Below are 23,379 nucleotides of genomic sequence, written 5' to 3'. Positions count from 1 at the left end.
ACCGCAGCCAACTCCTCACTCAGCACACACGGTCAACGAAACGACCGATCAAGAAGACACGCCATCACGGACCGCACATGACCAAGCACTACTAGGGTCTGTCCGGCGGATCAGGCGCGACCCCAGCCATGATCCGCCGGACGGACCCTGGGGTCGCAGGCGACTCACGGGCGATCTACCAGAGGAGAAACGCGGGATGCGAAGCGGTGCGCTCAGGCTGGGGCGGCGCGAATTCGGTGCGCACGAGCCGGTGATCATGGCGATCGTGAACCGTACCCCGGACTCCTTCTACGACCAGGGTGCGACCTTCCGGGACGAACCCGCGCTCGCCCGGGTCGAGCAGGCCATCGCGGACGGTGCGGCGATCGTCGACATCGGGGGTGTGAAGGCGGGTCCCGGCGAGGAGGTGACCGCCGCGGAGGAGGCGCGCCGCACGGTCGGGTTCGTCGCGGAGGTGCGCCGCCGCCACCCGGACGTGGTGATCAGCGTCGACACCTGGCGCCACGATGTCGGCGAGGCGGTCTGCGAGGCCGGCGCGGATGTGCTGAACGACGCGTGGGGCGGCGTCGACCCGAAGCTCGCGGAGGTCGCCGCGCGGTACGGCGCCGGTCTGGTGTGCACGCACGCGGGCGGCGCCGAGCCGCGCACCCGGCCGCACCGGATCGCGTACGACGACGTGATGGCGGACATCCTGCGGGTGACGGTGGGGCTCGCCGAGCGCGCGGTCGCGCTCGGGGTGCGGGCCGACGGGATCATGATCGATCCTGGTCATGACTTCGGGAAGAACACCCGGCACTCCCTGGAGGCGACGCGCCGGCTCGGCGAGATGTCGGAGACCGGCTGGCCGGTGCTCGTCTCGCTGTCCAACAAGGACTTCGTCGGCGAGACGCTCGACCGTCCGGTGAAGGAGCGGGTGATCGGGACGCTGGCGACCACGGCCGTGTCGGCGTGGCTCGGGGCGCAGGTGTACCGGGTGCACGAGGTGGCGGAGACCCGGCAGGTGCTGGACATGGTGGCGTCCATCGCGGGGCACCGGGATCCGGCCGTGGCGCGGCGCGGACTGGCGTGACCGGGGCGGGGACGGGGCCCCGGGGCGGGCCCCGCTCCCCGGACGGGCGCTACCGGCCGACCTCCTTCGTCACGAGGTCGACCGCCTCGCCCACGTCGTCCGTGACGTGGAACAGCAGCAGGTCGTGCTCGGACGCCTTGCCCTGCGCCACCACCGTGTCCCGCAGCCAGTCCACGAGACCGCTCCAGTACTCGGTGCCGAACAGCACGATCGGGAAGCGGGTGACCTTGCCCGTCTGGACGAGGGTGAGCGCCTCGAAGAGCTCGTCCAGGGTGCCGAGACCGCCGGGCAGCACGACGAAGCCCTGCGCGTACTTCACGAACATCGTCTTGCGGACGAAGAAGTAGCGGAAGTTGACGCCGATGTCGACGTGCGGGTTGAGGCCGGACTCGAAGGGCAGCTCGATGCCGAGACCGACCGAGACGCCCTTCGCCTCCCGTGCCCCCTTGTTCGCCGCCTCCATCGCCCCGGGCCCGCCTCCGGTGATCACCGCGAAGCCGGCCTCGACCAGGGCCTTGCCGATTTGTACGCCCGCCTCGTAGTCGGGTCCGCCGGCCGGGGTGCGGGCCGAACCGAAGACGCTGATCGCGCTCGGCAGCTCGGCCAGCGCGCCGAATCCCTCGACGAACTCCGACTGGATGCGCATCACCCGCCAGGGGTCGGTGTGCACCCACTCGGAGTCGCCCTCGGTGTCCAGCAACCGCTGATCGGTGGTGCCGGGCTGCACCTGTTCCCTGCGGCGCAGTACCGGTCCGAGCCGCTGCTCCTCCGGGACCTGCGCTCCCTCGGGGTTGCCCATGACCTGCTCCCTCCGACGACGATCGACGACCGGAAGATCCCGGAGGATCAACGGTCATCCGTGTCAGGTCAGGGTAGATCCATGGAGGTTACGGACAGGGGAATGCCGTGGGTCAGGCGATGAGCCAGGAGCGGAGCCGCTCCTCGCAGAGGGTGATCCGATCGACCACCACGTGCTCGTCGCGCTTGTGGGCGAACAGCGGGTCGCCCGGTCCGTAGTTCACCGCGGGGACGCCGAGGGAGCCGAAGCGGGAGACGTCCGTCCAGCCGAACTTGGGCCGGGCGGTGCCGCCCACCGCCGCCATGAACGCCTTGGCCGCCGGGTGGGAGAGGCCGGGCATGGCCGCGCCCGAGTGGTCGTCGACGACGAATTCGGCCACGCCGCAGTCCGCGAAGACCTCGTGGACGTGGGCCAGCGCCTCCTCGGCGGTCCGGTCGGGTGCGTACCGGAAATTGACCACGACGGTGCAGGCGTCCGGGATGACGTTGTTGGCGACGCCCCCCTCGATCCGTACGGCGTTCAGGCCCTCGTGGTATTCGAGGCCGTCGATGACCGGGCGGCGCGGTTCGTACGCGGCGAGGCGGGCCAGGATCGGGGCGGCGGCGTGGATGGCGTTGGACCCCATCCAGCCGCGCGCGGAATGGGCCCGCTCCCCCTCGGTGCGGAGGAAGACCCGCAGGGTGCCCTGGCAGCCGCCCTCGACCTCGGCGTCGGAGCCCTCCAGCAGGACCGCGAAGTCGCCCGTCAGCCAGTCGGGGTGGGCGTCGGCGATGTGGCCGAGCCCGTTGAGGTGCGCGGCGACCTCTTCGTTGTCGTAGAAGACGAAGGTCAGGTCGCGGTTGGGCTCGGGCACGGTCGCGGCGATCCTCAGCTGGACCGCGACGCCCGACTTCATGTCGGAGCTGCCGCAGCCCCACAGCACCCCGTCCTCGTCGAGCCGGGACGGCACGTTGTCGGCGATCGGCACGGTGTCGATGTGCCCGGCGAGCACCACCCGCTCGGCCCGGCCGAGGTTCGTCCTGGCCACGACGTTGTTGCCGTACCGGTCGACGGTCAGGTGCGGGAGGGTGCGCAGGGCCGACTCGATCGCGTCCGCGAGGTCCTTCTCCTGACCGCTGACCGAGGGGAAGTCGACGAGCCGGGCGGTGAGCGCCGGGCCGTCCAGGGTGAGGTCAAGTGTGGTTTCGGGCATGGGACCGACCCTAAGGGACCGGCGCCGCCCGTCCGGATCGGGCCGGATCGGGGAGGGATGCCGGGTTCACGGGCCCGGCATGATCCGGCAGAGGGGCCCTGGGGCCCTCGGCCCCGGTCCGGCACTCCAGTACGGTGGGCCCGTGCCCCGGACCGTCTCCCCCGCCCGCCGACACACCGGCCGCAGCCGCATCCTGCGTATCGCTGCCGGCCTTGTCGTGCTCGCCGCACTCGGCGGCTATCTGACCGTTCAGTACATAACCGGCAGCAAGGTCGTCGAAGGGTGCGTCGTCGAGTCGGCCGACGGTTCGGGCGGCGAGGGCCGTACGTACCGGATGAGCCCGGAACAGGCCGTCAACGCCGCGACGATCTCCGCGGTCGGCACCTCGCGCGGGATGCCGGAGCGTGCCGTGACGATCGCGCTGGCGACCGCGCTCCAGGAGTCCGGGCTGCGCAACATCGAGTACGGGGACCGGGATTCGCTGGGGCTGTTCCAGCAGCGCCCCTCGCAGGGCTGGGGCACCGAGAAGCAGATCCTGGACCCGGTCTACTCCGCCGGGGAGTTCTACCGGCATCTGGCCGAGGTCCCCGGCTACTCGCGGCTGCCGCTGACGGTCGCCGCGCAGCGGGTCCAGCGCAGCGGTTTCCCGCAGGCGTACGCAAAGCACGAGCCGGACGCGGCCCTGCTGGCGGCGGCGCTGACCGGTCGCACGCCCGCCTCGCTGAACTGCGCGCCGCCGCGGGCGACGGCCGCGAGCGCCGACTCGGCGAAGGTACGGACGGCGCTGGTGCGGGCCTTCGGCAAGGACGTGCTGCCCGCGGTGACGACGGCGGCGGCGCAGGACGGCGGGGCCGCGGCCGGTGCGGCGGCGACGAGCACGGTCTCGGTGCCGGTGCCCGCGACCCGGGCGTCCGGGGACGACGGCGCGGCCCGGCGCGGCTGGGAGCTCGCGCACTGGGCGGTCGCACAGTCCGAGGCGCTCCGCCTGGCCGAGGTCTCGTACGCGGGCCGGGTGTGGGAGGCCGGGTCGGGCTGGCGGACGGAACGTAAGGATTCGGGCACCACCGACGTCCGGATCAAGCTCGCGCTCTAGTTCACGCGTTCACCCGGAAGTGCCATCCGGCCGGTTTTGAGCGCCCCCTCGCACAACCCCTCCCGCCGCCGCTTTCCGGCACCTCAATCCCCTTGCGGGCAAAGGGAAGCGACGGCTCATCGACGAACCCGGGAATGCAGTGTTTGCCCGGGTTCCTCCACTGCAGATGATCTGACGCATTACCGACTCTTTACCCAAGCTCACCGCAACCTTCCCCGCCCTTTCGACGGTTGTCATTGCGTCCGATCAACGGACAGACCTATTCCTCATTCCGTCGAAGGAGCATCATGTCCCTCCCCCTGACCCGCCGGATCGCCCGTGCCGCGCTGCTGATCGCCGCGGGCGCGGCCCCCGTGGTCGGCGCGGCCGGAGCCGCGGGTGCCGCGGAGCTGCCGCAGACCCCGGAGCTCGGCGGTCTGACCACCGCCGACGGCGCCGGTCTCGGCAAGACGGTCGACAGCGCGTCCCAGCAGGGCACCAAGGTGGCGGGCGACACCGGCGGCAAGATCGTCGGAACGACCCTCCCGGCCGCCAACAAGACCGTCGGCAAGGCCGGTGCCGAGGCCACCCCCGCCGTGCAGAAGGCCGCGGGCGGCGCCGCCGGCAGCGCGGGCGAGGTCCTCGGCAACGCCGCCGGTGCCGCGACCGGGGGCGGCCTGCCCACCCAGGGTCTGCCGCTCGGCTGACCCGTCCCGGCCACCGGCCGGCAGCAGCGCCACACACACGCGCGGGGCCCCGGGAGTGCGCACTCCCGGGGCCCCGCGCGTGTACCGCTGTTCACAAGCTCAGGCCAGCCGCTTGACCGCTGCCGCCACCCGCTCGTCCGTCGCCGTGAACGCCACCCGTACGAAGCGGTCGCCGGCCGGTCCGTAGAAGTCGCCCGGCGCCACCAGAATGCCGAGCTCCGCCAGGTACGCCACGGTCTGCCAGCACGGTTCGTCGCGGGTCGCCCACAGGTAGAGGCTCGCCTCGCTGTGCTCGATCCGGAAGCCGTGCGCCTCCAGCGCGGTGCGCAGGGCCGCGCGCCGCGCCGCGTACCGGGTCCGCTGCTCCGCGACGTGCTCGTCGTCGCCGAGCGCCGCGACCGCCGCCGCCTGGACCGGGGCCGGCGTCATCATGCCGCCGTGCTTGCGGATCAGCAGCAGCTCGCTCAGCACGGCCGCGTCGCCCGCGATGAAGGCCGCGCGGTATCCGGCCAGGTTGGAGCGCTTGGAGAGCGAGTGGACGGCGACGACGCCCTCGTACGTACCGCCGCAGACGTCCGGGTGCAGCACGGAGACCGGTTCGGCCTCCCAGCCCAGCTCCAGGTAGCACTCGTCGCTGAAGACCAGCACGTCGTGCTCGCGGGCCCAGGCGACGATCCGGATCAGCTCGTCCTTGGACAGGACGCGGCCGGTCGGGTTCGACGGCGAGTTGAGCCAGAGCAGCTTGAGGCCGGCCGGGTCGAGCTCGGTCGGGTCGTCGTAGACGACGGGCTCGGCGCCGCAGAGCCGGGCGCCCACCTCGTAGGTCGGGTAGGCCAGGCGCGGGTACGCCACCTTGTCACCCGCGCCGAGACCGAGCTGGGTCGGCAGCCAGGCCACCAGTTCCTTGGAACCGACGACCGGCAGGACGTTCCGGTCCGTCACCCCGACCGCGCCGAGCCGCCGCTCCACCCACCCGGTGATCGCGTCACGCAGCTCGGCGGTCCCCCACACCGTCGGATAGCCGGGGCTGTCCGCCGCGTCGACGAGCGCCCGCTGGATCAGCTCGGGCACCGGGTCGACGGGCGTGCCGACCGACAGGTCCACGATGCCGTCGGAGTGGGCCTCGGCCGTCGACTTGTAGGGCGCGAGCTTGTCCCAGGGGAAGACCGGGAGGCGGGAGGAGACTGCGGACACGGATCTCTGCTTTCTCGTACGGGGGTCACGAGGGACGTGCGGGTTCACGAGCGACACCCAGAGTCACGAGGGACACTCGGGCCGCTCGTCACCCGGGCGTGGAAACGCCTCGGTCCCGCACGGTGACGAGCCGTACGGGACCGGGGCGGCGCACATGCCGGCCGCTGACTACTGGTTCTGCGGCGGCAGCGCGGCGATGAACGCGTGGTCGCGCTCGATCAGGCCCAGCTTGGAGGCACCGCCGGGCGACCCGAGGTCGTCGAAGAACTCGACGTTCGCCTTGTAGTAGTCCTTCCACTCCTCCGGGGTGTCGTCCTCGTAGAAGATGGCCTCGACCGGGCACACCGGCTCACAGGCTCCGCAGTCGACGCATTCGTCCGGGTGGATGTACAAGGACCGCTGGCCCTCGTAGATGCAGTCGACGGGGCACTCTTCGATGCAGGCCTTGTCCTTTACGTCGACACAAGGCTGCGCGATGACGTAGGTCACGCTGTCGTTCCTCCTCGGTAGGGCGTTGGCTCTCGCGCGGGAGCGCGGCGTCGTCGATGCCCGCCCCTAGTATCTCCGTTCCGGGGCACGAACCGAACAGGAGGGGCATACAGAGCTGTGGAATTCACCATCGGCGGACAGCTCACGGTCCGAATCACACCGGCTGACGTGGGCAAACGGGTATCAGTCCGGCGTGTGTGCGAGACCGGCGCACACGGAGCGAAGTTCGCCGACACGGTAGGAGTTCTCACATCATGGGACGACGGTGTGCTCTCGATCACACCGAAGAGCGGTGAATCCGTCCGTATCGCGGAATCCGCACTGGTGGCGGGCAAGGTGGTGCCTGCCGCTCCGGCCCGTCGGCGTGGTCCGGCGGCCTCCTTCGAAGAGCTCGCGCCCGTCTGCGCCCGCGCCTGGCAGCCGGTGGAGAGCGAGCCGCTGGGCGACTGGCGGCTGCGCGCCGCGCGGGGGTTCACCCGGCGCGCCAACTCCGTGCTGCCGCTCGGCGATCCGGGCGTCCCGCTCGACGAGGCGCTCGGGCGCGTCCGGCAGTGGTACGGGGAACGGGACCTGCCCGCGTACATCCAGACCGCGACCGGCGCCGAGGGCACCCAGGAGCTGCTCTGCGCGGAGCTGACGGAGCGCGGATGGCGCCGCGAGGTGACTGCGGAGGTGCGCACCGGCGGGCTCGCCCCGATCGGTGATCTGGACGCGGATGTGACCCGGGTACGGCTGAGCCGGGACCTCGACGAGACGTGGCTCTCCCGCTACCAGCGCTTCGACACCCCGGGCCCGCACGTCCTGGCGGTGCTGCGCGGCGGGCCCTCGGTGTGGTTCGCCTCCGTGCCCGGTGACCGCGAGGACGCCGCGCCCGCCGCGATCGGGCGGTGCGTGGTGGACGGGCGCTGGGCCGGCTTCATGGCCGTCGAGGTCGATCCGGCGTACCGGCGCCGGGGGCTCGCCACCGCCGTGATGACCGCGCTCGCCCGCAAGGCCCTGGAGGAGGGCGCGTCGGCGGCGTGGCTCCAGGTGGAGTCGGACAACGAGGGGGCGCGGGCGCTGTACGAGGGCATGGGGTTCGCGGTCCACCACCTGTACCACCACTTCCGGTCGGCGTGACGGACAGGGACCGGCCCGATGAATCCTGAACCCGCTGGACGGCCGGAGCACCCGGACCGGGACGAGCTGCGTCGGCAGTTCGCCGAGGAGGCGCGCGCCGAACGGCCGGACCTCGCGCTGCTCTGCCTGCTGCTGGGCGCGGTGGCCGATCCCGCGCTGGACGTGACGGGGATCGACGCGGCGCAGATCGAACTGGACGAGTTGGCGGGCCGGCTTCCGTACGGCGTGCGGGGCGGCCGGGCCTGGGCCTCGGCACTGGCCGAACTGCTCGGCGAGCGGTACGGCTTCGCGGGCTCGTCGGCGGACTACCAGCGGCTGGAGTCGTCGCTGCTGCACGAGGTGCTGCGCAGGCGCCGCGGGCTGCCGATCCTGCTGTCCGTGGTGTGGATCGAGGTCGCGCGGCGGGCGGGCGCCCCGGTGTACGGGGTGGCGCTGCCCGGTCATTTCGTCGTCGGCTTCGGCGATCCGGCCGAGCGGGTGCTGGCCGACCCGTTCGACGGCGGCCGGCCGATGACCGGGCAGGACGCGGAGCTGCTGGTGGCGGGGACCACCGGGGAGCCGCTGGAGGAGTCGATGCTGGTGCCCGCGCGGCCGCTGGAGATCGTGCTGCGGATCCTGAACAACATCAGGGCGTGGGCGGCGGCCCGTCCGGAGCACACGGATGTGGCGCTGTGGGCGGTGGACCTGTCGCTGCTGCTCCCCTCGCATCCGGCCAGGCTGCGTTACGAGCGCGCGCAGCTGCTCGTCCAGAGCGGGCAGTTCCTGCGCGGGGCGGCGGAGATGGAGGAGTACGCGGACGTGGTCGACGGGGTCGAGCCCGCGGCGGCGGAGGCGATCCGGCGACGGGCGCGGGCGGCGCGGTCGTTGCTGAACTGAGGGCTGTCCCGGGGTCACCGCGCATCCCCGCCCGCGGCGACCCTGCGCACCGTGCGCAGCAGGTACTCCTTGCGGTTGAGCGGGTCGCGGTCCGTGCGCGGCCGGTCCGGGGGCGTACCGACGATGGCCCGGTAGCAGTCGAAGCCGGACTCCAGGACCCCCTCGCCGCGTGTCAGGGCCGGAAGCTGCTGCTGGAGCTCGTGGACGCGGGCCGCCGGGATCTCGCCCTCCAGCACACACACGGAACCGTGCACGGCCGGCGTCCCCGGCACGGCCCGCGACTGTGCGAGTACGGGCAGGACCGGGCCGAGCAGGTCCGCGGGGAGTTCCAGGCGGAATCGGTGGATCGGCTCGTGGACCGTGGTCCCGGCCTGCTTCAGCGCGCCCATCAGGACCAGCGGGGTCAGATTGCGGAAGTCCCCCGCGGTGCTCGACATGCTCTTGTCGAAAACGCCGTGGGAATGGCTCTGGCGGGGCCAGTAGCCGGAATGCGTCATGGTGACGACGCAGTCGGTGACCTGCCAGCCGTGCAGTCCCTGCCGCAGGGTCTCCGTCACGGTCTCCTCCACTGCCCTCATCAGGGAGAAAGGCATCGATCCGAGCTCCACCTCCAGCCGGTAGGTGATACCGCTGCCGACCGGGGCGGGGTCGACCCGAAGGCCGGTGGTCGCCAGAAAGGGATTGTCGTCCTGGCCGATGATCTCGTGCGCCGCACCACTGCCGTTCGGCCGTTCCAGGCAAATGGTCGTGGTCTCGCGGAAGGTGACACCGATTCCGAATTCGTCGGCCAGCGTCGCCTGGATGACTTCCTTCTGCACTTCGCCGTAGAGCGAGACGGACACCTCCTTTCGGACGTCGTCCTGACGCAGGTTGATCAATGGGTCCTGTTCGGCGAGCTGCGCGAGCGCGAAGTGCAGCTCGCCCCGGCTCGCCGGAGGGCGGGGAACCACGACCGACTCCAGCGTCGGCGGAGCGAACCAGTGGCCCGGTGCGGCTGTGTCCGGCACGCCGACCGGATCGCCGACCCGGATGCCGTCGAGCCCCCGGAGCTTCGCGATCCGGCCCGCGCCGACCGCCGCCTCACGCACGGCCGAGCCCCGGTCGAAGACGCTGATCCCGGTCACCTTGCCCTCGGCGCGCCCGTCGCCCCGGCCGAACGGCAGCCGGTCGCGGATCCGTACCGTGCCCGAGAACATCCGGACGTACGCCGTCTTCTCGCCGCCCGGTCCGCGTTCCACCTTGAACACCGTGCCCGAGACCGGCCCGCCGGGATCGCCCCCGCTCGCGGGCAGCAGCTCCCTGACCCCGCTGATCAGGGCATCCACCCCCGCGCCGGTGATCGCCGAGCCGAAGTACACCGGATGCACCAGCGCCCGTCCGGTCTGCGCCGCCAGCTCCTCGCGCAGTCTGCTGTACGGAAGGGCCGCGGCGTTCTCGACGTACGCGTCCAGCAGCGCGTCGTCGTGGTCGGCGAGCAGCTCGGTCAGCCGGTCCGTGAAGCCGGGGTCGGCGCCGGTGTACGGCGTGCAGCGGGCATCCCGGCCGCCCGGCCGGTCGACCGAGCCCATGGCGACCACGGCCGGGGTCAGCTTCTCGGCGATGCTCCGCAGAACGGCCTCGTCGCGCGCGCCGCCGCGGTCGACCTTGTTCACGAAGACGAGCGTCGGGATGCGCAGGCGTCGCAGCGTCCGCATCAGCACGCGGGTCTGCGCCTGTACGCCCTCCACCGCGGAAATGACCAGCACGGCACCGTCGAGCACATTCAGTACCCGTTCCACCTCGGCGATGAAATCCGGGTGACCGGGGGTGTCGATCAGATTGACGGTGATGTCGTCGATGGCGAACGAGACGACGGCGGACTTGATCGTGATGCCGCGTTGCCGTTCGAGTGCCAGGGAATCGGTCTGGGTGCTGCCGTCGTCGACGCTGCCGATCTCGTCGATGACACCGGCAGTGTGGAGCAGCCGCTCGGTCAGGCTCGTCTTACCGGCGTCGACATGCGCCAGAATTCCCAGGTTCAGCGTGTGCACGAAACTCCATGTCTTCAAGATCGGTGACAATTCCCGCCTGAATGAACATGAGAGTTCCTCGCATGACCCGCTCCTTCGTCGGTCGACTTCTGCGGCGAGTACAGCAGAGGGCCCGCCCCCCGACAACCGATTTACCGGCCGCCGTCCGCACACACCTCAGCGCTGGAAAGCAAGCAGGTCAGCGGCGACGCGTCACCGGATCACGTACGCCGCCGACACGGATCCGAGGCCCCGCACGGAGCAACCGGCAGGCCGCGGAGCTCGCCCGGCCCGACCGGCACATCGCACGGTTCACACCAACTCGCCTTTCCGTCAAGGCCGTTCATGGGAAATGAAGGGCCGTCACGAGGTGGGCGACGAGCGTGTCACCGCACGGAAAGGGCCAGCAAACAGGTGAGACCCCGCCGCCCAAACCTCACACGCCGCCGCGTGCAGTCCAACGGGTGATTATCGGCCCCACTCCACCCGAAAAGCCCACGGTATAGCTCCAATGCTGCATTTCCCGATGGCGCGGATTCGCATTCCGGCTGACGGTGGATCACGTCGCCACTGCGCTACATTGAGTCGACAGCCGGTCACTCTTCGCAGTTGCGGCGGAAGGAATGTGTTCAGATGCGCTCTGCCCGCACACTGTTCGCTTCGGCCGCTGTCACAGCGGTCCTTGCCATCACCGGCCCGTCCGCCTACGCCATGGTCACGTCGGGCGACTCGGGCCACGACAACGGTTACTCGTCCTCGCACGGCGACGACCACGGAAGGTCCGACCGCGGCGGAGACCGTGGCGGCGACGAGGGCGGCCGCGGTGGAGACCGCGGCGGCGACGAAGGTGGCCGTGGCGGCGACCGCGGCGGCGACGAAGGTGGCCGTGGCGGCGACCGCGGTGGAGACCGTGGCGGCGACTGCGGTGACGACCGCGGCGGCGACTGCGGCGACCGCCCGCGTGGCGGCGTCCACACCGGCGGCGGCTTCATGGCCCTCGTCATCGCCGGCGACGACGAGGGTGGCCGTGGCGGCGACCGCGGTGGACGCGGCGGCGACGAAGGCGGCCGTGGCGGAGACGAAGGTGGCCGCGGCGGAGACGAAGGTGGCCGCGGCGGCGACCGTCCGCGTGGCGGCGTCCACACCGGCGGCGGCTTCATGGCTCGCGTCATCGCCAGCGACGACGAGGGTGGCCGTGGCGGGGACCGTGGCGGCGACGAGGGTGGTCGTGGCGGGGACGAGGGTGGTCGCGGTGGCGACGAGGGCGGCCGTGGCGGAGACGAAGGTGGTCGCGGTGGCGACGAGGGCGGCCGTGGCGGAGACGAAGGTGGCCGTGGCGACCGCGGTGGACGCGGCGGCGACGAAGGCGGCCGTGGCGACCGCGGCCGTCCCAACGGCGGCGTCCACGCCGGCGGCGGCTTCATGGCATCCGTGATCACCAGCGACGACGAGGGTGGCCGTGGCGGCGACGAGGGCGGTCGCGGCGGCGACGAAGGTGGCCGCGGCGGCGACGAAGGTGGCCGCGGCGGCGACGAAGGTGGCCGTGGCGGCGACGAAGGTGGCCGTGGCGGCGACGAAGGTGGCCGTGGCGGCGACAGGCCCCGTGGTGGTGTGCACGCCGGTGGTGGCGGCATGGCGGTGACCGGTGGCGGTCTGGCCGCCGGCTCGGCGCTGCTGCTCGGCGGTGTCGGTGTCGGTGCGTACAAGCTGCGCCGCCGCCAGTCGACGGGTGGCGCAATGGTCTGACCGGGCCGGACCCAGCCGGTCGTTTCGCTGTCGCGGCCGCTGCCCCTCGGGGCGGCGGTCGCGGCGGCCGCGTTTCCCCCTTGATAAGCCCCGGATAAGCCCCGGCCCGATCCCAGGACCCACCCCAGGACCGAACCCCTCCCCCTCGACACCGCACAACCGAAAGGCACGTTCCCATGGCCGCCCCGCAGTCGACCGGCTCCACCCCCACCCGGACTGCCCCCCGAACCACACTGGGCCGCGCCCTGATGTGGCCCGCCGTGTCAGCCGGGCTCGGCATGGTCCTCATCTACAACTCCTTCGGCACCTCGGTCGACGACAAGCCGCCGGCCCTGCCCGCAGCCGTCTCGTCCGCCGCCCCCGAGGTCCTCGGCTCCCACGCCGCGCCCGCCCCCGTCACCTCGTCGAGGGCCACCGTCGGCCCGGCGATGTCGCGTTCCGTCCCGAAGCGGCTGCGGATCCCGGCCATCGGCGTCGACGCTCCGTTCACCGATCTGTCCATCGGCGCCACCGGTCAGCTGGACGCGCCGCCCCCCAACGACAGGAACCTGGTCGGCTGGTTCAAGGACGGCGCCACCCCCGGCGAGCGCGGTGCCGCGATCGTGGCGGGTCATGTCGACACGATGACCGGTCCGGCCGTGTTCCTCCAGCTCCGGTTCCTCGGCCCCGGCTCCCAGGTCGACATCACCCGCGCCGACGGCTCGGTCGCCACCTTCAAGGTCGACTCCGTCGAGCAGTTCAGCAAGGCGAAGTTCCCGGACGACCGGGTCTACGCCGACACCAACTCCGCCGAGTTGCGCCTGATCACCTGCGGAGGCGCGTACAACAAGACCTCCAAGGACTACGAGGACAACGTGGTGGTCTTCGCCCACCTCGACACCTTCAAGAAGGGCTGACCACCGGCAGTCGCCGTCGGTGCGGCACAACCATCCACCGGGCCGCGAGGTCGTACGGGGCAGTACGGAACCCGATTCCGTACTGCCCCGACCGACCTCCCGAGCACCGGAGTTGACCGACGTGCCTGCACTTTCCCACCGCCGCCGCCTGGCCATCGCGACCGGCATCGCCCTGGTCGCCGGAGCCGTCGCTGCACCTGCCGGCCACGCCGCCACGAAGTCCTCCGCCCCCACCGTGCGCTCGTCCGCCGCCGCGAAGGCGCCGAGCAGCAAGCGGCTGCACGACGACTTCAACGGCGACGGCTACCCGGACGTCGCCGTGGGCGCCCCCATGGCCGTTCTCGGCGACCCGGAGGCCGGCGCGGGCGCCGTGAGCGTCCTCTTCGGCGGCCCCGAAGGCCTGTCCTCCGCCCACAAGCAGGTGCTGACCTGGCCGAACCGCCCGGACATCAACAACCCGGAGGACGCCCGCTACGGCACGAACCTGCGCAGCGCCGACCTGGACCACGACGGTTACGCGGATCTCGTCAGCCGCCTCTGGGCGTACCGGACCGACGGCGACAAGGGCACCGTGGTGGCCGTCAACTGGGGCGGCGCGTCCGGCCTTTCGAAGAACGCCACGCTCCTGAAGCCCGTCCCCGGCGACCAGATCGACGGCACCGGCGACCTGGACGTGGGCGACGTGGACGGTGACGACGTCGCCGACATCGCGGTGGGCGACGTACGGCGCGGCGGCCACGTCCTGCACGGCCCGATCAGCCGCACCGGCAAGTGGAGCAGGGCCAGTTCGTTCTCGGTCGACGGCACCGCCGTGCTCGACACCTCGGAGATCGCCGTGGGTGACGTGACCGGCGACGGCGTGGGCGATCTGGTGATCCTCGGCTTCGGCCCGGAGGACCCGTGGCAGCAGCACACGTACCTGCTGAAGAGCAGCCGCACCGGTTTCGCCGCCCCGGTCGAGATCAAGGACGCGGCCGGCGCCGGTGTCGGGGGCACCTCCGTGGGCATCGCCGACCTGGACAAGGACGGCCACGGGGACATCGTCATCGGGCGCGACAACGATTGGGCGCAGGCGGAGCCCCCCATGAGGAAGGGCGGCTCGCTCTTCGTCTCGTACGGCGGCCCGAAGGGGCAGAGCGCCACCCGCAAGCCCGTCTGGATCGACCAGGACACCGAAGGCGTCTCGGGCACGACCGAGTTCCACGACCGGATGGGTTACAGCCTGGCGCTGGGCGACACGGACGGCGACGGCTACCCCGACATCGCCACCGGCCTGCCGGGCGAGCGGATCAACGGCATCGCCGAAGCCGGCCGGGTCCTGGTGTTCAAGGGCGGCCCGAAGGGTGTGAGCGGTGCGGGCTCCAAGGAGTTCGGCCAGTACACGGCCGGGGTTCCGGGTGTCGCCGAGGCGGGCGACCAGTTCGGCGAGGCCCTCGCGCTGGGCGACTACGACGGCAAGGGCCGCACGGAGATGGTGGTCGGCGACCCGGCGGAGAACAGCAGCAGGGGCGCCCTGTGGATCTTCCGTACGGACGCCACCGGCATCATCGCCAAGGGTTCCGTCTCGTTCGGCGCGGCCACGATCGGCGCCCCGGCCGGCCCGTCCCGCTTCAGCGAGACGCTGACGGACTGACCTCACGGTCGGTGTGCTCCGCACGGACCGCACCGACCGCACCGACGCATCAAATTCCTGAATCCACGACCCCGGTGAACAGACCCCAGAACGGGTCAATTGCCCTTCTCCTACGGCCATTTGTTGCGCCCAGACCGATCCGGCGGCGACGACCGGCGCACACCTCTTGACGTTCGCCGCGCGGCGGCGGAACCATCGAAGCCCGCCGGGAGAGCGCTCTCAGAGCGCTCTCCTCACGGTTCGTCGTGCACTCGGAACCACGACTCAGGAGAAGTGTTCTCATGCATGCTCCCCCCACAGCACCTCCACGCCGCCGGACCCGCGTCCTCGGATTCGCCGCCGTCGCCGCCGCGCTGCTCATCGCCCTCCCCACCGCCCCGGCCGCCTACGGCCAGGACACGCGGGAGATCGTCGGCGGTGGCGATCTGGGCCCCGCCGTCATGGTCTTCGACCCCTCCACCCCCGACATCCAGGGCAAGATCGACGAAGTCTTCAGGAAGCAGGAGTCGGCGCAGTTCGGCGACGGCCGCTACGCGTTGTTCTTCAAGCCGGGCACGTACAACAACATCAATGCGCAGATCGGCTTCTACACCTCGATCGCCGGGCTGGGGCTGAACCCGGACGACACCACGTTCAACGGCGATGTGACGGTCGACGCCGGCTGGTTCAACGGGAACGCGACCCAGAACTTCTGGCGGTCGGCGGAGAACCTGGCCCTCGCCCCGGTGAACGGCACCGACCGCTGGGCCGTCGCCCAGGCCGCACCGTTCCGCCGGATGCACGTCAGGGGCGGGCTGAACCTCGCACCCGACGGATACGGCTGGGCGAGCGGCGGGTACATCGCCGACAGCAGGATCGACGGCCAGGTCGCGCCGTACTCGCAGCAGCAGTGGTACACCCGGGACAGTTCGGTCGGCGGCTGGAGCAACGGCGTCTGGAACATGACGTTCTCCGGCGTCGAAGGCGCGCCCGCGCAGAGTTTCCCGGAGCCTCCGTACACCACGCTCGACACGACGCCCGTCTCGCGCGAGAAGCCGTTCCTCTACCTCGACGGTGACGCGTACAAGGTGTTCGTCCCCGCCAAGCGCACCGGTGCACGCGGCACTTCATGGGGCCACGGCGCACCGCAGGGCGAGTCGATACCGCTGGACCGGTTCTACGTCGTGAAGCCAAACGCGAGCGCCGAGACCATCAACGCGGCCGTCCGGCAGGGCCTGCATCTGCTCTTCACGCCCGGTGTCTACCACGTCGACCGGCCCATCGAGATCAATCGCGCCGACACGGTCGCTCTCGGCCTGGGCCTGGCGACGATCATCCCTGACAACGGGGTCACCGCCATCAAGGTCGGCGACGTGGACGGCGTGAAACTGGCCGGTCTGCTCGTCGACGCCGGCCCGGTCAACTCGAACACACTGATCGAGGTCGGCCCCGAGGGATCGTCCGCCGGTCACGCCGGCAATCCGACATCGCTCCAGGACGTGTTCGTACGCATCGGCGGTGCCGGCCCCGGCAAGGCGACCACCAGCCTCGTCGTGAACAGCAACGACACGATCATCGACCACACCTGGCTCTGGCGCGCGGACCACGGCGAAGGCGTCGGCTGGGAGACCAACCGGGCGGACTACGGCCTCCGGGTGAACGGTGACCATGTGCTGGCCACCGGCCTGTTCGTGGAGCACTTCAACAAGTACGACGTGGAGTGGGCGGGCGAGAACGGCCGGACGATCTTCTTCCAGAACGAGAAGTCGTACGACGCCCCGAACCAGGCGGCCGTCCAGAACGGCAGCACCAAGGGGTTCGCGGCCTACAAGGTCGACGACTCCGTCACCACCCACGAAGGCTGGGGCCTGGGCAGCTACTGCTACTTCAACGTCGATCCGACGATCCGTCAGGACCATGGCTTCCAGGCGCCGGTGAGGCCGGGCGTGCGGTTCCACGATCTGCTGGTGGTCTCGCTCGGCGGCAAGGGCCAGTACGAGCACGTCATCAACGACACCGGCTCCCCCACGTCGGGATCGGACACCGTTCCGTCGAAGGTGGTGTCGTTCCCGTAGCACCGGGAACGAGGTGGGGCCCGGTCATCACGACCGGGCCCCACCGGCGTCGCCGCCCCGCACGGGATCTCGCTGTCGCGCACGGGGCGCGCGGGCGGGATCTCCGTCAGGTGCGGACGGCGGGCAGCTTCTCCTCGACCCGTGGGGCGAGTTCGTCGAGGCCCTTGCAGAGGTCCTGCTGAGTGGGTTCGACGTCGGAGACACCCAGGAACTCCGACAGTCTCAGCTCGGCGGACGACGAGCCGTCGATCTCGAAGACCAGCCCGCATGTGACGTCCGTGCCGGGCGTCGTGTTCCGCCAGACCCGGCGGCCGTTGACGGCCGACCGCTCGGAGATCCTCTCTCCGGAGCGCGAACCGAGGGCCGCCACCCCTTGTTCGGCGGACTGCTTCTGGAGCGTCAGGACCAGGACGGTGCTCGCGTCCTCGAAGAACTTCGTGCCCTCCCACATGCAGCCGCCCGCAGTGGTGAGCGGCGAGGCGTCATGGAGCTGGTACTCGTGGAGTTCGTCCTCGGTGAAGAACTTGCACGGTTTGATCTCCGCGATGCCGGAGGGGCGCGGCGGAGGCGGCGCCGGCTCCGACGAACAGGCGGTGAGCGCGCCGCACGTGGATAACAGCACGACGCAGGCGACCAGTAGATCCCGACCCCTCATGCACCCACTCCTCGCAGGTCTTCGTGTCCCGCGCCGAGGGTACGTCCCGCCGCCTCCCCTTGCCCACCCGCTGCCCCCGGGCACTGAGGCTTTTCGTCCCGCTGCTGGGACGCGCCAACGGGTCCGGGGCCGTTCCCCGGCCCTACAGCCAGCCCTTCTCGCGCGCGATGCGGACCGCTTCCGCGCGGTTGCGGGCCGCCAGTTTCTGGATGGCCATGGAGAGGTAGTTGCGGACCGTTCCCTGGGAGAGGTGGAGTGCGGCGGCGATCTCCGCGTTGGTGGAGCCGTCCGCCGCCGTGCGCAGTACGTCGCGTTCGCGGTCGGTGAGGGGGCTGGCGCCGTCGGCGAGGGCCGCAGCGGCGAGTGTGGGGTCGATGACGCGTTCGCCGGCCAGCACCTTCCGTACCGCTGCGGCCAGTTGGGAGGCCGGGGCGTCCTTCACCAGGAAGGCGTCGGCGCCCGACTCCATGGCCCGGCGGAGGTAGCCGGGGCGGCCGAAGGTGGTGACGACGACGACCTTCACGGCCGGGAGCTCGCGTTGCAGGGCCGCCGCCGCGTCGATGCCGGTCATGCCGGGCATCTCGATGTCCAGGAGCGCCACGTCGATGTCGTGCTCGTGGGCGGCGGCCAGCACCTCGTCCCCGCGGGCGACCTGGGCCACCACCTCGATGTCGGGTTCCAGGCCGAGGAGTGCCGCGAGGGCCTCGCGCACCATGGACTGGTCCTCGGCGAGGAGGAGTCTGATCATGCTCATTCCGTGGATCCTAGGCCGGAATCGAGCGGAACACTCAGGGTCAGGGTGAAGCCTTTGCCCGAACCGGAGCCCGAACGGGAGTGACCCGCCGCGGTGATCAGCGTGCCGTCGACCGTGGCGAGGCGTTCCCCGATGCCGGTGAGGCCGTTGCCCGGCTTCGTGCCCCCGGGGCCGACGCCGTCGTCCGAGACGGTGAGTTCGAGGACCTTGCCGTCCAGGGTCTGGCGCGGGGTGAGGGTGACCGTGCAGTGGCGGGCCCCGCTGTGGCGTACGACGTTGGTGACGGCTTCCCGCAGCGCCCAGGCGAGCACCTCCTCCGGCTTCTCGGGGAGGTCGTCGGGGGCCTCGGCCGGGACGTCGGCGGTGATGCCCGCGGCGGCGAGTGCGGTGCGGGCGCCCGCGAGTTCGCCGGGGAGGGTCGGGCGGCGGTAGCCGGTGACCGCGCCGCGTACGTCGATCAGGGCCTGGCGGCTGACCTGTTCGATGTCCGCGACCTGGGCGGCCGCCTGTTCCGGGTGGTCGGGGAGCATTCGGCCGGCCAGCTCGCTCTTGAGCGTGATCAGGGAGAGCGAGTGGCCGAGCAGGTCGTGCAGATCGCGGGCGAGCCTGAGCCGTTCCTCGTTGGCGGCGAGCTGGGCGACGGTGGCGCGGGCCTCGCGCAGCTCGATCGTCGTACGGATCATCTGCCGTACGCCGGTCATCGAGAACCCGCCGAGCAGCGCCGGGAAGACCAGTGCGGTGATGACCTCGCGGGGGTGGTCGCCGGCCAGGCCCATGCCGACCAGGACGGCCGTGACGACGGGGATCAGCCAGCGGGCCGTCCGCAGCGGCAGGGTGGCGCCGACGGAGACCGCCACGTACACGAAGAGGACCAGCCACGGGGAGCCGAGCGTCAGGGTGAGGATGACGGAGAGGGCGCCGAGGAAGGCGATCGTGGAGTGGACGAGACGGCGGTCCAGGGGCTTGGCCGTGTGGCGGAAGACCAGGAGCAGGTAGGTCCCGACGAAGGTGAGCAGGCCGAGCGTGCCGAGCACCGTCGCCCAGGGGGTGTGGTTCCCGTCGGCCAGGTCCTTGATCGGGGCGCTCATGAACGCGAGCCAGATACCGACCCAGAACAGCTTGATCCAGACCTGCTTGCGGTTCGTGGGCGGGCGTCCGACGCCCACGGACGTCTCGTCGTCGTTCACGCCTTCAAGGTGTCCTTCCGGTAGAGCCAGGCCGCGCCGCCCGCGAAGATCAGGAAGTAGGCGCAGAGGATGGCGACGTCCTTGGTGTGCGGCGAACCGCCCATCTCGATCGCCTGGCCGAGAGAAGCGTACGCGTGCGTGGGCAGCCACTCGGAGATGTTCCGGAGCCACTGCGGGAAGGTCGCGCTGGGCATCCACAGGCCGCCGAGGATGGAGAGCCCGAAGTAGATGATCATGGTGAGCGGACGGACCGCGTCCCCGCTGGCGAGGTAGCCGATGGCGACCCCGAGCGCGGCGAAGACCAGCGAACCGGCCCAGATGACCCCGGCCAGCGCGAACCACTGCCAGGTCTCCACCCGTACGTGCTTGACGACGGCGGCGACCAGGAAGACCACCACGATGCAGGGCAGGGTGACCATCGCCGCGCTGGCGATCTTCGCCAGGACGTAGCCGCGGCTGGGCAGTGCGGTGAGCCGCAGCTGGCGGACCCAGCCCTTCTCGCGCTCCTTGGCGATGCGTTCGCTGTTGCCCATGAGGACGGCGGTCAGCGCGCCGAAGGAGGCCATCGAGACCATGAAGAAGGCCTGGAAGGTGAGATCGGTGTGCGGGATCCGGTCGGAGGTGTTCTGGGTGTTGGAGATCAGCAGATAGATCACCGACGGATAGATGACCGAGAAGAACATGAACTTCTTGTTCCGCAGGGTGCGGGTCACTTCGAGCCTGATCAACGCCCATGAAAAGAAACTCAGCATGCGGTCCTGGCCTCCTCGGCCTCGGTGATGGCGACGAAGGCCTGTTCCAGGCCGAGTCCCGCGACTTCGAGTTCGCGCGGGTAGAGGCCGAGTCCGTAGACGGCGTGGACGGTCGCGTCGGCGTCGTGCGACTGGATCCGGACCCGGTTGCCGGTGATGTCGAGCGCGGCGAGAAACGGCAGGCCGCGCAGGGCCGCTTCGTCGGCCGGGCCCTCCAGCTCGAAGGAGATCCGGCGGGCTCCGGCCTTCGCCTTGATCTCGGCGGCGGTGCCGTCGGCGAGCAGCCGGCCCTTGTGGAGGACGAGGACGCGGTCGGCGATGGCGTCGGCCTCTTCGAGGTAGTGGGTGGCGAACAGGACGGTGCGGCCCTGCTCGGCCTGCTCGCGCATGGTGGCCCAGAAGGCCTGGCGGGCGGTGACGTCCATGCCGGTGGTCGGCTCGTCGAGGACGATCAGGTCGTTGGCGCCCGCGGTGGCGAGCGCGAAGCGGACGCGCTGCTCCTGGCCGCCGGAGAGCTTGTTGACCATCCGGTCCGCGATCTGCGCGATACCGGCGCGGGAGAGCACCTCCGCCGCCGGGTAGGGCCTGGGGTGCAGATCGCAGGCGAGGCCGACCAGCTCCTTGACCGTGACGTCCTCCATCAGGCCGCCGGACTGGAGCATCGCGCCGACGCGGCCCGCGGCGATGGCGTTCTGCGGAGTCGTGCCGAAGACCTGGACGGTGCCGGAGTCGGCGGTGCGCAGGCCCAGCAGCAGATCCAGGGTGGAGGACTTTCCGGCACCGTTGGGGCCGAGGAGCGCCACGGTCTCGCCGGGGTGCAGGTCGAGGGTGAGCCCGTCGACGGCGCGTACCGCTCCGTATGCCTTGCTGACCTGCTCGAAGCGGACCGCGGTGGTCTTCGCCCCGGTGGCCTCGGTGGCTGTCGTTGTCATGCGTCCAGCGTGGCGGAGGGCGGGGTGCGCGCGGCAGGGCCGCGGGTCGTGGAAACGGGATGACAGATGTCATGCCGTACGTATGACTCCGCTGCCGGGGCCGGTGTCCGGAAACGGCGCCGCCCCCGGCCGGGGTCCGGTCGGGGGCGGGCGTGCGGTGCGGTTCGCCGCGGTCAGCCGTTGCCGTCGAGGTTGATGACGACGGTCCGCTCGGTGGCGGTCTTCCCGAGCAGCGCGGTCTGCATGGCGTGTGCCACGTCGTCCGCGTTGAGCTGGTGCTTCTTGCCGTCACCCTTGGTGATCATGATGCCGTTGAAGACGCCGTCGCAGAGGGTCTCGATGGCCTTCTTGTCGTAGTGCTCGATCAGCCGGCCCTGGACCGGCACCATCGAGAGGATCTGCGGCAACGACTTGGCCGGGCCGAACTGGATCTGCTTGGCACCCGCCTTGATGGTGACCAGACCGGACATCGCGGGCTTCGCGAAGTCCTTCATCGCCCGGTCCAGTTCGGCCTGGCCGATGGTGGGTTGGCGGGTGGTGACGGGCAGCTGGACGACCTTCGTCCGCCCGGTCTGCACCTGGGCGCGGTACGCGTCGCGCACCGAGGTCATCGACTGGTTGACGTCCAGCGCCTTGCCCGGCTTCCCGGGTACGGCGACGGCCTTGCCCGGCTCGAACTTGATCGTGCCGTCGTTGGCCGAGCCGGAGACGCCCGCCAGGTCGGTCAGCGCGACGCCGAGCTTCTCCTCGTCGACCGGGATCACCGGGTCGACGGCGCGCTTGCTGCCGAACAGGGAACCGATGACGGAGACCGGGTTGTAGTCGCTGCCCGCCGCCGAGCGCACGGTCTCCTGGCTGTCCAGGCCGAGCCCGGCCTTGTCCGGCGCGAGCTGGGTCTTCTTGCCGTCCACGGCGAGCTGGAGGGGGGCCACGGCGCGCTTGCCGAGGGCGGCGTCCAGCTTCGTGACGCCCTCCTCCTTCGTGCCGCCGCCGATGTCGACGCCCAGGACGGTGGTGCCCTTGGGTACGTCGGAGTGGTTCATCAGCAGCCCGGCGCCGTACGCGACACCGAGCAGCCCGACGACACCGACGCCGAGGAGGACCAGCTTGGAGCGGCCCTGCTTCTTCGCGGGCGCGGGCGCCGGTTCGGGGCGGGGCGCGGGGGCGGGCGAGGCGGCGGGGCCGCCGGGTCCTGCTGGCCCGGTGCCCATCGGGTCGCCCGGGACACGCGACGCCGGATCGGGTCGCCCGCCCGCGGGCGCGCTCGGGAACGGCGACGCCGCCCGGTGCTCCGGCGGAATGACGGGGATGCCGCTGGTGAGCGTGTCACCGGAGACGTTGCCGCCGGGGCCGGAGGGTGCCGGGCCCGAGAACTGCGGGGTCAGCACCGCCGTGTCGTCGGACATCCGCGGCGGCTGACCACCGGGGGCACCGGGACCCTGCGGAGCCGCGGGACCACCTGAGCCCCCCGGGCCGAGGCCGACCCCGGGGCCGGAGCCCATCGGGCCGGAGCCCGCGCCGCCCGGTCCGTCGAGGTTCGGCGTCAGGGACGAAGTGCCGGTGACCGGGCCCGTGGTGGGGCCGGAGGGGCCGGGGGTACGTACTCCGAGGTTCGGCGTGGGGCGCGGGCCGCCGGACGCGGGGCCGCCGGAGCCGAAGTCGTCGGGGCGGGGTGCGCCCTGGTCGCCCGTGCGCTGCGGACCGTCCGAGAAGTACGGCAGATCGGCGCGGGGCGGGGTGGGCGCGGCGCCCCTGGGGCCCTCGGCGCCACCCGCCGGGCTGCCACCGGCCGTAGCGCCGCCGGCTGTGACGCCACCGGCGACCGAGGTGTTCATGGGGGGCTTGCGCGGGGCGAACCAGTCGCTGCCGCTCTTCTCCCTGGCCGGCTTCTCGGCGGCCGGTTCCGCGGCGGCGGAATCGGTCCGGGCCTCGGCGGCCGGCGCGGTGTCGGACGCGGCCGGCGCACCGTCCGCCGCGGGCGAGGCGGGGCGCGGGAAGCTGCCGGTGCGCTCGATGTCGGCGCTGTCGGTGTCGCCCACGGGCGTACGCATGACGACGGGCGGGATGGGACGCGAGCCCGGGATGTTGATCCGGATGCGCGTCGTCAGCGTCGTCTCGGTCCTCGGCTCCTCGGACTGAGGCGGGTCCGCAGGCTCCGGGGCCCCCTCCGGGGCATCCTGCGAAGGGTGCAGCGACGGATACTGGCGGGATCCGTACGGCGGCGTCCCCGAGGGGTACGCGGCT

Annotated in this window: 20 protein-coding genes; 8 read left to right on the top strand and 12 right to left on the bottom strand. The window is 71.4% G+C overall.

Going from position 1 to position 23,379, the window contains the following annotated elements; all coding sequences use genetic code 11:
- The first annotated feature begins 196 nt into the window (after positions 1-196).
- Complete coding sequence (gene folP / locus ACFV8T_RS36010) at positions 197-1,069, top strand: dihydropteroate synthase (RefSeq protein WP_385335797.1); 873 nt, start codon at positions 197-199, stop codon at positions 1,067-1,069.
- Positions 1,070-1,118: 49 nt separating this feature from the next.
- Here the strand turns inward: folP and ACFV8T_RS36005 are convergent, their stop codons facing one another.
- Together ACFV8T_RS36005 and dapE are read right to left on the bottom strand one after the other, a co-directional pair.
- Positions 1,119-1,868 (bottom strand): TIGR00730 family Rossman fold protein, encoded by a 750-nt coding sequence (locus ACFV8T_RS36005; protein WP_385335795.1) that lies wholly within the window; start codon positions 1,866-1,868, stop codon positions 1,119-1,121.
- 112 nt (positions 1,869-1,980) lie between these two features.
- Positions 1,981-3,060, bottom strand: a complete 1,080-nt coding sequence (dapE, locus tag ACFV8T_RS36000) for a succinyl-diaminopimelate desuccinylase (RefSeq protein ID WP_385335793.1) — start codon at positions 3,058-3,060, stop codon at positions 1,981-1,983.
- Between the two features lie 142 nt (positions 3,061-3,202).
- Here dapE and ACFV8T_RS35995 point away from each other — a divergent pair, with 142 nt between their 5' ends.
- Both ACFV8T_RS35995 and ACFV8T_RS35990 read left to right on the top strand, forming a co-directional pair.
- On the top strand, positions 3,203-4,153 hold the full coding sequence (locus ACFV8T_RS35995) for a hypothetical protein (protein ID WP_385335791.1): 951 nt from the start codon (positions 3,203-3,205) through the stop codon (positions 4,151-4,153).
- 287 nt (positions 4,154-4,440) lie between these two features.
- A complete protein-coding gene (locus ACFV8T_RS35990) occupies positions 4,441-4,839 on the top strand; it encodes an ATP-binding protein (protein ID WP_385335789.1) in 399 nt (132 codons plus the stop codon).
- A 99-nt stretch (positions 4,840-4,938) separates the two neighbouring features.
- Here ACFV8T_RS35990 and dapC read toward each other — a convergent pair whose 3' ends face one another.
- A complete protein-coding gene (gene dapC / locus ACFV8T_RS35985; RefSeq protein WP_385335787.1) occupies positions 4,939-6,033 on the bottom strand; it encodes a succinyldiaminopimelate transaminase in 1,095 nt (364 codons plus the stop codon).
- A 168-nt stretch (positions 6,034-6,201) separates the two neighbouring features.
- Positions 6,202-6,522, bottom strand: coding sequence for a ferredoxin (fdxA, locus tag ACFV8T_RS35980; RefSeq protein WP_018956287.1), 321 nt, complete (start codon positions 6,520-6,522; stop codon positions 6,202-6,204).
- 117 nt (positions 6,523-6,639) lie between these two features.
- Between fdxA and ACFV8T_RS35975 the strand changes: the two genes are divergently transcribed.
- Together ACFV8T_RS35975 and ACFV8T_RS35970 are read left to right on the top strand one after the other, a co-directional pair.
- Entirely contained in the window at positions 6,640-7,641 is a 1,002-nt protein-coding gene (locus tag ACFV8T_RS35975; RefSeq protein WP_385335785.1) for a GNAT family N-acetyltransferase, read from the top strand.
- Positions 7,642-7,659: 18 nt separating this feature from the next.
- Positions 7,660-8,517 carry a tetratricopeptide repeat protein gene (locus ACFV8T_RS35970; protein WP_385335783.1) on the top strand — a complete coding sequence of 286 codons (858 nt, stop codon included), beginning with the start codon at positions 7,660-7,662 and terminating at the stop codon, positions 8,515-8,517.
- Between the two features lie 14 nt (positions 8,518-8,531).
- Here the strand turns inward: ACFV8T_RS35970 and ACFV8T_RS35965 are convergent, their stop codons facing one another.
- Together ACFV8T_RS35965 and ACFV8T_RS35960 are read right to left on the bottom strand one after the other, a co-directional pair.
- Positions 8,532-10,547, bottom strand: a complete 2,016-nt coding sequence (locus ACFV8T_RS35965) for a GTP-binding protein (protein ID WP_385335781.1) — start codon at positions 10,545-10,547, stop codon at positions 8,532-8,534.
- Between the two features lie 447 nt (positions 10,548-10,994).
- Positions 10,995-12,143 carry a hypothetical protein gene (locus tag ACFV8T_RS35960; protein ID WP_385335779.1) on the bottom strand — a complete coding sequence of 383 codons (1,149 nt, stop codon included), beginning with the start codon at positions 12,141-12,143 and terminating at the stop codon, positions 10,995-10,997.
- Positions 12,144-12,448: 305 nt separating this feature from the next.
- Here ACFV8T_RS35960 and ACFV8T_RS35955 point away from each other — a divergent pair, with 305 nt between their 5' ends.
- The 3 genes from ACFV8T_RS35955 to ACFV8T_RS35945 all read left to right on the top strand — a co-directional run bounded on the left by ACFV8T_RS35955 (position 12,449) and on the right by ACFV8T_RS35945 (position 16,855).
- Positions 12,449-13,168 carry a class F sortase gene (locus ACFV8T_RS35955; RefSeq protein WP_385335777.1) on the top strand — a complete coding sequence of 240 codons (720 nt, stop codon included), beginning with the start codon at positions 12,449-12,451 and terminating at the stop codon, positions 13,166-13,168.
- A gap of 121 nt (positions 13,169-13,289) precedes the next feature.
- The gene (locus ACFV8T_RS35950) at positions 13,290-14,801 is read left to right on the top strand and encodes a hypothetical protein (RefSeq protein ID WP_385335776.1); all 1,512 of its coding nucleotides are present in this window, start codon (positions 13,290-13,292) and stop codon (positions 14,799-14,801) included.
- 281 nt (positions 14,802-15,082) lie between these two features.
- Positions 15,083-16,855 carry a coagulation factor 5/8 type domain-containing protein gene (locus ACFV8T_RS35945; RefSeq protein WP_385335774.1) on the top strand — a complete coding sequence of 591 codons (1,773 nt, stop codon included), beginning with the start codon at positions 15,083-15,085 and terminating at the stop codon, positions 16,853-16,855.
- A gap of 106 nt (positions 16,856-16,961) precedes the next feature.
- Here ACFV8T_RS35945 and ACFV8T_RS35940 read toward each other — a convergent pair whose 3' ends face one another.
- The 6 genes from ACFV8T_RS35940 to ACFV8T_RS35915 form a co-directional block, all read right to left on the bottom strand.
- Positions 16,962-17,510, bottom strand: a complete 549-nt coding sequence (locus ACFV8T_RS35940; protein ID WP_385335772.1) for a DUF3558 family protein — start codon at positions 17,508-17,510, stop codon at positions 16,962-16,964.
- Positions 17,511-17,652: 142 nt separating this feature from the next.
- Positions 17,653-18,264 carry a response regulator transcription factor gene (locus tag ACFV8T_RS35935; protein ID WP_266414715.1) on the bottom strand — a complete coding sequence of 204 codons (612 nt, stop codon included), beginning with the start codon at positions 18,262-18,264 and terminating at the stop codon, positions 17,653-17,655.
- The gene (locus ACFV8T_RS35930) at positions 18,261-19,451 is read right to left on the bottom strand and encodes a sensor histidine kinase (RefSeq protein ID WP_385335769.1); all 1,191 of its coding nucleotides are present in this window, start codon (positions 19,449-19,451) and stop codon (positions 18,261-18,263) included. Before ACFV8T_RS35930 ends, ACFV8T_RS35935 begins: the two co-directional genes overlap by 4 nt.
- Positions 19,448-20,203, bottom strand: a complete 756-nt coding sequence (locus ACFV8T_RS35925; RefSeq protein ID WP_385335767.1) for an ABC transporter permease — start codon at positions 20,201-20,203, stop codon at positions 19,448-19,450. The genes ACFV8T_RS35930 and ACFV8T_RS35925 overlap by 4 nt, the downstream gene beginning before the upstream one ends.
- Positions 20,197-21,135, bottom strand: a complete 939-nt coding sequence (locus ACFV8T_RS35920; protein WP_385335765.1) for an ABC transporter ATP-binding protein — start codon at positions 21,133-21,135, stop codon at positions 20,197-20,199. Before ACFV8T_RS35920 ends, ACFV8T_RS35925 begins: the two co-directional genes overlap by 7 nt.
- A gap of 173 nt (positions 21,136-21,308) precedes the next feature.
- Complete coding sequence (locus tag ACFV8T_RS35915) at positions 21,309-23,186, bottom strand: peptidoglycan binding domain-containing protein (RefSeq protein ID WP_385335763.1); 1,878 nt, start codon at positions 23,184-23,186, stop codon at positions 21,309-21,311.
- Positions 23,187-23,379: the final 193 nt, after the last annotated feature.

This window comes from Streptomyces sp. NPDC059832, assembly GCF_042731715.1.
Lineage (GTDB): Bacteria > Actinomycetota > Actinomycetes > Streptomycetales > Streptomycetaceae > Streptomyces.
Note: the sequence above shows the minus strand (reverse complement) of the source record. Positions and strands in the feature narration are given on the sequence as shown.